We start from the raw sequence: 11,681 nt of genomic DNA on the forward strand, positions 1-11,681 counted from the left end.
AACTGTTATTATATTTTATTTGTTCTATTCTCTTTTTCTAGAGATTATACTTATGTATAAATTATCTTTTATGATGCTTACTTTTCTTCACTTGTGCAGGATCTTATCTTTTTATCTATATACAATCTACTTTATGAAATGATAACACATCTTTCTTTTAAGGTATTGAAGGCACTGTTGAGTTTTGTTTTGGACTCGTTGTTGTTTGATTTACTCCTGTTGTATTATTATCAGGTATGTTTTTTTGTGATTTGTTCCAAAAAGATCCTAAAAAGGCTACAATAAGCCAAATAATGAGAAGAGAAAGAACAATAGTAAAAATACTTTTGCTAATTGAATTAGACCATTGACAATTTCTTTTTTCTACAATTTCCTGCTGATCATGTATTGGATATTTTTTTTCAATCATAGCGTATTCCTTTTCTCAATTCCTTTATTTTTTAATCATAATTAATGATAAAAACATTCACGGTATTTCAGAAAACGCTATGTATCTATAAAAGTTCCAAATTCCCCTATAAGAATTATGATTAAAAATTTTAAGAACAAATATCTATTAATAGTTGCTAGAGTCTAGCTCATGTGAGAGAATATTGACATACAGAAGTTGCTAATCATAACATTATTATAGAAACGTTTTATTATTTTGCCCCAAAACATAGAAATAAAATCTTCTTTCAGAAAGTTTAACTTATGAATTCTCCTAAATCGCCATTTCTGTTTAAAATAAACAAGCATCCATCACCTTTATCAGATAAAAAGCGTGAAGAAATTCTGAAAAGTCCTGGTTTTGGTCAATTTTTCACAGATCATATGGTCATTATTAAATGGAATGAAGATAAAGGCTGGTATGATGCTATTATTTCTCAGTACACACCTTTAGAAATCAGTCCAGCAAGTGTCATTTTGCATTATGCGCAGGGAATTTTTGAAGGTTTAAAAGCATATCGTGCAAAAGATGGACGTATTTTATTATTCCGCCCTGAGATTAATGCACAGCGTTTTATGGAATCAGCGAAACGGTTGGCTATGCCTGAATTACCAAAGGATATCTTTTTGGATGCAGTGAAGCAATTAGTAAAAATTGATCAAAAATGGGTTTCTGCTCGTCCAAATGCTAGCCTCTATTTACGCCCTTTTATGTTTGGCAACGATAACCTATTGAAGGTTCATCCTTCTCGAGAATATATTTTTTGTATCATAGCATCTCCAGCTGAATCGTATTTTACAGGACAAAAAACAACTATTAGCGTATGGCTTGAAGCAGACTACAGTCGTGCCGGCCCTGGCGGTACAGGAGCTGCTAAATGTGGTGGAAACTACGCAGCAAGCCTAATTGCGCAAAACAATGCAACTCAAAACAATTGTAGTCAAGTACTCTTTCTTGATATGATTGAACATAAATGGATTGAAGAACTCGGTGGAATGAACATTTGTTTTATTATGGCAAATAATATACTTGTAACACCTGCACTCAACGGCACTATTCTTGCAGGAATAACTCGTCATTCAATTTTGAAGTTAGCACAACAAATGGGTTTAACAATAGAAGAGCGGCCTTATTCTTTTGAAGAACTTAAAGAAGATGTGAAAAGTGGTCACCTTAAGGAAGTTTTTGCGTGTGGCACAGCTGCTGTTATAACAGCAATCGGACGTATTAAATATAAAGGTGGAGAATGTATCATTGGAAATGAAACATGTGGTGAGATTACAGAAAAATTGCGCAAACAACTTATCGATATACAAAAAGGAAATATAGAAGATAAAAACGGTTGGGTACACTCTGTTCAACTATCATAATATCTATATAAGAATAAGAAAATAAAAACATCTTCAAAAATTTATAAAGATATATTTCTCTGAGTAGTGCGCCCTTATATTGTTACAATATTGGCTAAAAAATCATCAGCCAAATTTCAATTGATTTCTGTGTTGTGCTTTAATATTTCGAATTGTCCTAGTATATGAACGCATCACAAGGCTATCTGTTTGAATATAATCACGAGTAAATTTGACGCCAGATAACATGTTACCATCAGTTACACCTGTTGCTGCAAATAGAACATCACCCTTGGCCATTTCTTCCATTGTATAAACCTTATTAGGATTCTTAATGCCCATCTTAGCAGCACGAGCAATTTGCTCTTCTGTATTAAGCTGTAAACGCCCCTGCATTTGTCCACCAGTACAACGTAAAGCTGCCGCAGCTAATACACCTTCTGGTGCTCCACCAATGCCCATATAAATATCAATACCTGTTGCATCTGGATCAGTTGTATGAATAACAGCAGCAATATCTCCATCACCAATTAGACGAATTGATGCACCAGTCATACGCACTTTATTAATCAATTCTGCATGACGAGGCCGATCCATAATGCAGACAGTAATTTGATTAGCATCTACCCCTTTAGCTTTTGCAAGAGCATGAATATTATCATCAGGCTTAGCATCTATATCAACCACTCCCCTTGGATAACCAGGACCAATGGCAATTTTTTCCATGTAAACATCAGGAGCATAAAGTAAATTCCCTTTTTGGGCAATCGCAATCACGGAAAGTGAATTAACAAGATTTTTTGCGCAAATAGTTGTTCCCTCAAGTGGATCAAGTGCAATATCAACAGCTACTCCATTTTGAAGTCCTACTTTCTCTCCGATATAAAGCATAGGAGCTTCATCACGCTCTCCCTCGCCAATTACAATCATACCATCAATAGGTAAACGATTAAGTTCCCGACGCATCGCATCCACAGCAGCTTGATCGGCTGCTTTTTCATCACCACGTCCTCGCCAATGTGCAGCTGCAACAGCAGCATACTCAGTCACACGTACTAATTCGAGGGTTAAAATACGATCGAGTCCATTTAAGATCTTTTGAGTTGATTGTGTCATATAAAAAGTCCTACCGGATTAGTATTCATAAAACGACATTAGCATTTTATTCCTAAATATCAATAATACAGCTTTTGCAAAGATGAAAGATTTTCACAAGAGAAAACTATAATCTAACTCCCTTTAATGATCATTAACTAAATCAAGAATCTTTATATACTATTGAGTCTTGTAAATATTTTATCTGCTTTAATGACCCTTTCTCACCTTATCATACAGTATTTCAGCTTCGCGATGCATATTTCTCCCAGCTCAATTACATCAAATAAACTGTAGCTTGTAATTTATTTATTAACGGATTAATAAACACGTATATCACTGCACTTTAGTAAATTATTTTATAAGCAATCTTCAATTTGATTTAAAAATGCAGATAATAATTTTGGGGAGTAATTTTTTTGTGTCAAGTAATGCTTGTAGTATGTATCAATCCTACAATAACGAATAAAGTGACTGATACTCAAAAGTATTTTGCATATTATAAAATCCCTGGCTTGATTATCTTCATCTATTTTTTATCAGAAAAAATAAAAGTATCACTATTTTGCACATTAAAACATATTATCAATTTTTAAAGATATTGTATCATTTGTAATTTTATCAAATGATCTGGATTATATAATCCCAAGTATATTTCAAAAAATAATTCAAAAAAAATGCATTTTTTTAAAAAAAATCACTTATAGGACTTGCGAAGTAAAAGGATCCTCTCTATAAGCCTCATCACTGGACTGCGCCCATCGTCTAGCGGTTAGGACATCGCCCTTTCACGGCGGAAACAGGGGTTCGATTCCCCTTGGGCGTACCAGATGCTTTCTTCCTTTAGATAATATATTGATTTTATTGATCTTTTTTAAAGGTAAAGGGATAGGGCTTTACGTTTTCCTTTAATAACCATAAATCAAAGTTTCTGTAAAGAAACAATGCGCCTTAGATTATTATAATAGAGATAGATACGAACTCTTATATGGATACTTTATAAAAATAACTCATCCATGAATATAAAAAAGTAAAGGCTTTTAGAGTTCTATCAGGTTATAGTTCATCGCTTTCGGCTCATGCTCTCTGTTTGTTGTTAGCTGACATACTTTATGAGCGTTCTTAACAATTGCTGTAACTTCCCGCGCTCTACTTAGTGATATGCCTATACTATCAGCCAACTGAACACAACATTCTTCCTTAAGTACTTGACGCTCCCATGATGTAAGGCGATCTTTGACTTTATTCACAAGATCTTTAATCTCTTCGTGAAGGGAAGGATTGCCATTTAAAGCTTTGATCTGATCTTCTTCAGATAAAGAAAAAATATTTTGCACTGCTTGACTAGGCATTTTTACCATTCGCTCGCCACGTTCTTGTTGTTCTTTGTGCCCTTTCAGTACTATTTGTCTAGTATAAATTACAGCACTTATATAATCATCCAATGCTTGCTCGAGCTTAAAGTAATCTATCCTAGCTTGTTTGCGCGCTGGATTGTCGACACCTAATACTGTCACACCTACAAGCTGATATCTTAAAAGACTCACATGCTGCCTGATATGTTGTTCACCGAGACCTGAATCTACAAGTATCAGATTTATATCATTATCTAACATTTTCGAGCTTCCATAAACACATTTTGATAAAGCTCTGATTTTTCGTGTAATCCCTTGGATGGAGCCATATTTTTCAATTCTTGAAATAATTTCTTTTTCCGTCAAAGGGGCTATTCTTGCTTCTGGGATAAGAACATCTTCAGCAATTGCTTTGGACCTTGGAACTGTAAGAGTAATCCTATCACCAAGCTTCAATGTCTTTAGTGTTCCTGGTGCAATATCATCTTTTTTGCATAAAACATACTGATCATCTATCATAAGCATAACAGCATCTCCGCTATAACCTTTACAGAGACCCGTATAAGGAAAACCTGCTTTTGCTGCTACAACAAACTTATCTTTGATATCTATGGACATATTTTCATATCGTATGAATTCCTTTAAAATATTTACTTTTTCTGGATTAGAGATATCTTCAAAAAGATCGTGTATAATAGCTTTATCACCTCTAGTAGGTAATAATGCGGCATAGCGAGCATATTGCCAACGTTTCTTTGTTATAACTGAGAAGTCAAGTCTATGCCCTGCGGCCTCTGCCATTTTTTCAAAAAATATACGTTGTACACATCCATTTCCACTACAGAAAGGATATATACTATAAAAGTGAGAAAATATTGTTGATGCTTTACGAACAAATTCTTCACGTGATAAATCTTTCAAACTATTTTTTTCGGCAAGTATTCGGTCAATTTCCTTTAAACCGTTTGTAATTTTATCACTGCCTATAGAGCAACCCAGATCGGGTATTGTTATTGTTGTATCTAGCTTAACTGTACCATCCGAAAATGTAAATGGAAGCTCCCGGGTATAACCAGCCCATTCAAATGTATTCTCAAACAAGCGCTTATGAAGATATTTTAGATAAGAAGAATCAAATTTTTCTGGCAGTGGCTCTTCTTTCAGATTAACACTCGCTTGTATTACATCATGCGCACATCTTTCCTGAAAATCTATACCACGCAATTCATATTTATTTTTTATCGTTAAACTATTAGAATAGGTATAAGCATTTAAATAGGCATAACCATTTAAAACATCATCCATTGGAATCTTAGATTTCTCCAGTGAAGAATCTATAAAAGACAAATCCCTAAGGAATAAATCTCTCAAGAAAAAATCCCTAAGTGTAAAATCATCAGATTTAGATGAAGAATATCTGCGTAAAAAATCATTAGCAGCATATTTTCTTATAGTTGCGAATTTTTCAGGGGAGATATCAAGCCCATAAACCATATACATATTGATTCTTGCATCAATCATTCTAAGAAGCTCTTCTGGTGCTTTTCGAAAAATTTCTATATGCGTTGTTTCTACACCGTCCCCATTGTCTATATCAACCATTTCATTGAACTTTTGTTCTTCCTTTAACAAAAAAGATATAAAATTACGAGTTGATTTCTTTTGTATGTGTTTCTTTAATTTCAATAAGCTTTGATAAATATTATTAATCATTTTTAACAGGTAAAAAATATAAACTTTTAATATTTACATTACTTTTTTTATTATTATCAATATGGCTTTTTTTATGATAAAAAATATTATTATATATTTATCAAAGCTTATTGATATGAAAGTTAAACTATAAAAAAAAGCCACAAAAAGGTCAAGAATAGTGAAGAAAAAACAAAACCAATAAACTATAAAATTCTGACTTTGACGATGAGGTATTTATTTTATTATTTTTTATCTTGAGTATAAATTAACATTCTTTGTAAATTTTTTATAACCAAACTTGTTATATGAAAATTTCAGTTGTGATAAAACAATCAGCATTCCTAATGTGTATTGTTAGATACTAGAAGGTAAACATAATGCTCGTAGTAGTTCATATTTATACTACTACAAAGAGTCTCTAATTGTATAATAACTAATTAAAAATTTTAGTTTAGCTAATGCAATCTCTAATAATAAAACAAAGAAATTGATATAAATAAATTTTTTATTTTATTTAATAAATAATAGAAAAACGAAGAGATCCTATGGCTCCAGTAAATATTTGCTTACCTTCCTGTTGAAATTTTTGAATTAATTGCTCATCAACCACACGACGATCCCACATTGTGCCAAACACATGACCTTGTTTCCAATTAACTGATTTTCCAATAAGATTTTCTATATCTGATTGATTATATATTCTAGCAGTATCACGTTCTAGAGCTGTAAACAAAGCTTGTGGTCCTCCAAGCAATTTCCCTTCTCTTGCTAAAGAATGTATAAGATCTTTCAATTGACTACTGTCCATTACCAAAGGAACATAAACCTGAAAACGACCACTTGGAACACCATCATAATCTTGAAATTGTGATGCATCAGCTTCAATTAAAGTATCCCATAAAGAAAGAGAATGAGTACTATCAATTAAAGAAGGCAAGATTTCTGTAAATTGAACTTTACTATCAGAATTATCGGAAAACTCTTGAAAAGATGATAATGTATCATACAAAATCGAAGGAATAATATTTTTACTACTAATGTGCACAGATGGCACTTGAATAGTATCCTTAATCATCTCATTGAAATTCTGCTCTTTCTGTGAGCTATATTTTTGGTAACCATCAATTCTTGGACTTATCTGAAATGAAACAACAGAAACCATTGTCTTCCCCCACTGAAATGATGCAGCTCAATACCTTATGTGTTTAATATAACACAGATAAAAAAACTTTAAAATAAAAACTTAGTTATACATGCAAAAAGCTTTTTCTGGATTTCTGTTTTTAATTTCCATCATGGATCTGAAAATGCTATAGAAAAAAATATTGTTTAAATAAAAAAAGGATTCCTAATGGCAAAGATTAAAGTGACAAATCCCATTGTCGAGATTGACGGCGATGAAATGACTCGTATTATCTGGAAATATATTAAAGATAAGCTCATTCATCCCTATCTTGATATTGATCTTAAATATTATGATCTTTCCATTGAAAATAGAGAAGCAACCAACGATCAAATAACAATTGATTCTGCTCATGCTATCAAACAATATGGGGTTGGTGTGAAATGCGCAACCATTACTCCTGATGAAGCACGCGTTAAAGAATTTAACTTAACAAAAATGTGGAAGTCACCAAATGGAACAATTCGCAATATTTTGGGAGGTGTGATTTTTCGTGAGCCTATTATCTGTAAAAATATTCCACGTCTCGTTCCAGGTTGGACAAAACCAATTATTGTCGGGCGTCATGCCTTTGGTGATCAATATAAAGCAACGGATTTCAAATTTCCGAGTAAAGGAAAATTAAGTATCAAGTTTGTTGGTGATGATGGTCAGATTATCGAACACGATGTCTTTAATGCTCCAAGTGCAGGGGTTGTAATGGCGATGTATAATCTTGATGAATCAATCCGCGACTTTGCCCGCGCGTCCTTTCATTACGGCCTTCAACGCAATGTCCCTGTATACCTTTCGACAAAGAATACTATTTTGAAAGCCTATGATGGTCGCTTTAAAGATATCTTTCAAGAAGTATTTGACGCAGAATTTAAAACCGAATTTGAAAATCGTAAATTATATTACGAGCATCGTCTTATCGATGACATGGTAGCTTCTGCACTTAAATGGTCAGGTGGTTATGTTTGGGCGTGTAAAAATTATGATGGTGATGTTCAATCAGATATCGTTGCTCAAGGATTTGGTTCTCTCGGTCTTATGACTTCTGTTCTCATGACACCAGACGGTAAAATTGTTGAAGCAGAAGCTGCACATGGCACAGTAACTCGTCATTACCGTCAGCATCAAAAAAATAAAGAAACATCAACAAATTCTATTGCTTCCATTTTTGCTTGGACACGCGGACTAATGCATCGTGCCAAGCTTGATAATAATGAAAAATTAAAAAATTTTGCTACTATATTGGAAAGAGTCTGTATTAATACTGTTGAAGAAGGTTTCATGACAAAAGATCTCGCTATTTTAATCGGTCCCGAAAAAAAATGGTTATCTACAACAGGATTTCTTGATAAAATTGATGAAAACCTAAAAAAAGAAATGACTCACTAATATCATTACAAACTCAAAGCTTTCTAAATGGAAAGCTTTGAGTTTTCTTCTATAAATCGTTAAATTGTTTAATACACATTTTATGACACGCTCTAATAGAAGTCTCTTTATATGTATAAAAACACTTTTTATTATCTTTGTTGTATTATTTTCTAACGAGGTCACTACTATGCTGCTCTCTTTTGATTATTCTTACGCTTTATAAAAAACTAAAATAGCTTTAAAAACCTCTTTACTTACTCAGAAAATATTGATTATATTTTTCTATGTACCATAAAAAACAGAAAATCAACAATCCACACAAAGTTAAAATACCTCCAAGGATAGCCGTATATTCGTAACTATAGCCTAATTTCAAAACACATGCTCCCAATTCCGCACCAAGAGCATTAGCAATATTAAAAGCAGATTGCATCAAAGCGCTTGCTAACATCTGTGCAGATCCAGCAATATCCATGATTTTCGTTTGTATAGAAGGCATAGATGCAAAAGAAGTCCCAATAAGAAAACATCCTAATGCTGCTGTTAGTGGAGTATATGATAAGAGAAAAAAAAGAAAAAAAATAAATGTGCTCCAAAGCATACCAAAAAATATCGTTGCTGAAGAACCAATCTTAACCGCGAATTTAGGACCTAAAATATTACCCACAACCATTCCCAATCCCATCAACGGCATAATAAATGGTACCCATTCAAGAGAAACATTAGAAACATAAAGCAATGTTGACTTAATATATGTAAACACAGAAAATAATCCTGATGCACCAATTGAAACCATAGCTAAAAGGAACCATACTTCCTTTTTCTTTAATGCGCTTAATTCGTTAAAATGCTTGTTTTGGCAATGTTAGAAACAGGAGGTAAAAATTTCCAAATAAGAAAACAACACACCAAAGAAACAATACCTACAAAAAAAAATGCAACCTGCCACCCAATAAATTGGCCGATCCAAGTTGCACTTGGTGCTCCAATAACTGTTGCAATTGTCAAACCAAGCATAACACTGCAACAGCTTTTGATCTTTCATTTCTTTCTACCATAAAAGATGCAACCATAGTCGCAATACCGAAATAAATGCCATGTGGAAGACCGCTAATAAATCGTAAGATCACTAATACATTAAAATCAGAAAAAAATGCGCTAACAATATTTGCCAAAGCATAACAAAACATCAATCCTATCAAAACAGCCTTATGTGGCAGCTTAGCTGTTACAACAGCTAAAATAGGTGCTCCAATCACAACTCCCAAAGCATAAGAAGAAATATATTGTCCCGCTATAGCAATACTAATATGTGAGCTATGCGCCATCTCTGGTTGTAAACCCATTGCAACAAACTCAGCAGTACCAATAGCAAAGCTTCCTACTGCAAGAGCTAAAATGCCCAAACGCTTGGTTTTAAAATCAATCCTAAAAGACATTAAAAAATTTTATCCTTAGAAAATCTATATCTTATTATTTTTATATTTTGAATACTATTTTATTAAATGTGCTATAAAATGAGCAAATAATACGTTTTAAATATCAAAAAGCAATTTTTAAAAACAAAAGATATACAGCTTCCACGTTGTACTTTTATGATATTTCATAAAAATAAACACAAAGCATTTTAAAAAGATAATTTTCATACTTCTTTAAGGATTTACTAACTTAGAATTAACATTGTTAATTTAGATAGTTATTAGAAACAGAAATAAGCTGCTTCTCTCCGGATCAGGTAGTGCGTACCGGAGCAATACTTTTTGTTCAACAGGGAATACCATAGAGGAATAAATAATATTATCTGTATATCTACTTAGAGTAGTGCATCTATATTCTCTGAAAGAGCTATCTGAACGTTTTTTATTGTATTAACAAAGCTTTCTTTACAAACAATCTATCGCCCTTGCATCCACAAGGCTACAGTATCAGAGCAAAAGTCAGCATAACGTCCTGCTTTAATAGCGTCACGGATACCTTGCATTAGCTGCTGATAATAAAAAAGGTTATTCCAAGTTAATAACATGCCTCCAAGAGATTCACCAGATTTGATTAAATGATGCAAATAAGCACAACTATAATCACGTGCAGCAGAGCAAGGTGATTGTGAATCAAGAGGATTTGGATCTTCTGCATAACGTGCATTTCGCAAATTAATTTTTCCAAAACGAGTAAAAGCTAAACCATGACGCCCTGCACGCGTTGGCATAACGCAATCAAACATATCTACTCCTCGAGCTACACTTTTTAAGATATCATCTGGTGTCCCTACTCCCATGAGATAGCGCGGCTTGTCCTCCGGCAAAATTGAACAAGTAACATCTAGGACAGCTGTCATAACATCCTGAGGTTCACCAACCGCAAGACCTCCAATGGCATAGCCTTTCAAATCCATTTCTTTTAATGCTTGAGCAGAGCGTTCACGCAATTTCATATTATCTCCGCCTTGAACAATACCAAAAATTGCTTTTTCTGGTTGAGTGCCAAAAACTTTTTTACAACGCTCTGCCCAACGCAATGAAAGTTCCATAGCAGCTTCTATTTCTCTCTCTGATGCCGGTAATGCAATACACTGGTCAAGTTGCATTTGAATATCAGAATCAAGAAGACCTTGGATTTCGATAGAACGCTCTGGACTCATTTCATAATATGCCCCATTAATATGAGAGCGAAAAATAACGCCCTGCTCTGTAATTTTACATATCCCTGAAAGAGACATAACCTGAAAACCACCAGAATCCGTTAAAATAGGCCCAGACCAACGAACAAATTCGTGTACCCCCCCTAAACGAGCAATACGCTCAGCTCCTGGTCGTAACATTAATTGATAAGTATTGCCCAAAATAATATCTGCACCAAGAGCATGCAACTGATCCATATACATAGCCTTAACGGTTCCAGCCGTCCCAACTGGCATAAATGCAGGTGTGCGAATACGTCCTCGTCCCGTTATAATTTCACCTTGACGAGCACATCCATCTTGAGAATTTTTTTTATAGTGAAATGCTTTTATCATTATTTTATCTTTTTGATCTCAAAAACCCATATTACTCTCAAAATAAAAGCAATCGCCTCTTTACCGCAGTTATAAATCACGGATCTCTTTTATTCACTAATACTAAAATTAGTCAAAAAAATTAAAGAAAATAAATAAAATCTGCTCTTAAATGATCAACAAAATAAAAACAATTATTTAACGCAATAAAAATATT

The 11,681-nt window shown here is 33.5% G+C and carries 7 protein-coding genes, 1 tRNA gene and 1 pseudogene; 3 read left to right on the top strand and 6 right to left on the bottom strand.

Annotation, left to right across the window (positions count from 1 at the left end):
* Positions 1-157: 157 nt before the first annotated feature.
* Complete coding sequence (locus tag BAR153v2_RS03455) at positions 158-409, bottom strand: hypothetical protein (protein WP_078680331.1); 252 nt, start codon at positions 407-409, stop codon at positions 158-160.
* 284 nt (positions 410-693) lie between these two features.
* Between BAR153v2_RS03455 and BAR153v2_RS03460 the strand changes: the two genes are divergently transcribed.
* The gene (locus BAR153v2_RS03460) at positions 694-1,800 is read left to right on the top strand and encodes a branched-chain amino acid aminotransferase (RefSeq protein ID WP_078680332.1); all 1,107 of its coding nucleotides are present in this window, start codon (positions 694-696) and stop codon (positions 1,798-1,800) included.
* 105 nt (positions 1,801-1,905) lie between these two features.
* On the opposite strand, the gene glpX is transcribed toward BAR153v2_RS03460, so the two are convergent.
* Complete coding sequence (glpX, locus tag BAR153v2_RS03465; protein WP_078680333.1) at positions 1,906-2,895, bottom strand: class II fructose-bisphosphatase; 990 nt, start codon at positions 2,893-2,895, stop codon at positions 1,906-1,908.
* A 733-nt stretch (positions 2,896-3,628) separates the two neighbouring features.
* Between glpX and BAR153v2_RS03470 the strand changes: the two genes are divergently transcribed.
* Positions 3,629-3,703 (top strand) — tRNA-Glu (locus tag BAR153v2_RS03470).
* A gap of 211 nt (positions 3,704-3,914) precedes the next feature.
* Here BAR153v2_RS03470 and BAR153v2_RS03475 read toward each other — a convergent pair.
* Together BAR153v2_RS03475 and BAR153v2_RS03480 are read right to left on the bottom strand one after the other, a co-directional pair.
* A complete protein-coding gene (locus BAR153v2_RS03475) occupies positions 3,915-5,831 on the bottom strand; it encodes a BID domain-containing T4SS effector (RefSeq protein WP_158078274.1) in 1,917 nt (638 codons plus the stop codon).
* Between the two features lie 607 nt (positions 5,832-6,438).
* Positions 6,439-7,086, bottom strand: a complete 648-nt coding sequence (locus tag BAR153v2_RS03480; protein ID WP_078680335.1) for a hypothetical protein — start codon at positions 7,084-7,086, stop codon at positions 6,439-6,441.
* A 189-nt stretch (positions 7,087-7,275) separates the two neighbouring features.
* On the opposite strand from BAR153v2_RS03480, the gene BAR153v2_RS03485 reads away from it, so the two are divergent.
* A complete protein-coding gene (locus BAR153v2_RS03485; RefSeq protein ID WP_078680336.1) occupies positions 7,276-8,490 on the top strand; it encodes an NADP-dependent isocitrate dehydrogenase in 1,215 nt (404 codons plus the stop codon).
* 232 nt (positions 8,491-8,722) lie between these two features.
* On the opposite strand, the pseudogene BAR153v2_RS03490 reads toward BAR153v2_RS03485, so the two are convergent.
* A pseudogene (locus tag BAR153v2_RS03490) lies at positions 8,723-9,911 on the bottom strand (MFS transporter).
* Positions 9,912-10,366: 455 nt separating this feature from the next.
* Positions 10,367-11,485: a tRNA guanosine(34) transglycosylase Tgt gene (tgt, locus tag BAR153v2_RS03495; RefSeq protein WP_078680337.1), complete on the bottom strand. Its 1,119-nt coding sequence runs from the start codon at positions 11,483-11,485 to the stop codon at positions 10,367-10,369.
* Positions 11,486-11,681: the final 196 nt, after the last annotated feature.

Source organism: Bartonella sp. AR 15-3, assembly GCF_002022445.1.
GTDB lineage: Bacteria > Pseudomonadota > Alphaproteobacteria > Rhizobiales > Rhizobiaceae > Bartonella.

Coding starts and splice junctions, on each gene's coding strand:
- BAR153v2_RS03455 (WP_078680331.1), bottom strand. CDS start 409: ATGATTGAAAAAAAATATCCAATACATGATCAGCAGGAAATTGTAGAA.
- BAR153v2_RS03460 (WP_078680332.1), top strand. CDS start 694: ATGAATTCTCCTAAATCGCCATTTCTGTTTAAAATAAACAAGCATCCA.
- glpX (WP_078680333.1), bottom strand. CDS start 2,895: ATGACACAATCAACTCAAAAGATCTTAAATGGACTCGATCGTATTTTA.
- BAR153v2_RS03475 (WP_158078274.1), bottom strand. CDS start 5,831: ATGGTTGATATAGACAATGGGGACGGTGTAGAAACAACGCATATAGAA.
- BAR153v2_RS03480 (WP_078680335.1), bottom strand. CDS start 7,086: ATGGTTTCTGTTGTTTCATTTCAGATAAGTCCAAGAATTGATGGTTAC.
- BAR153v2_RS03485 (WP_078680336.1), top strand. CDS start 7,276: ATGGCAAAGATTAAAGTGACAAATCCCATTGTCGAGATTGACGGCGAT.
- tgt (WP_078680337.1), bottom strand. CDS start 11,485: ATGATAAAAGCATTTCACTATAAAAAAAATTCTCAAGATGGATGTGCT.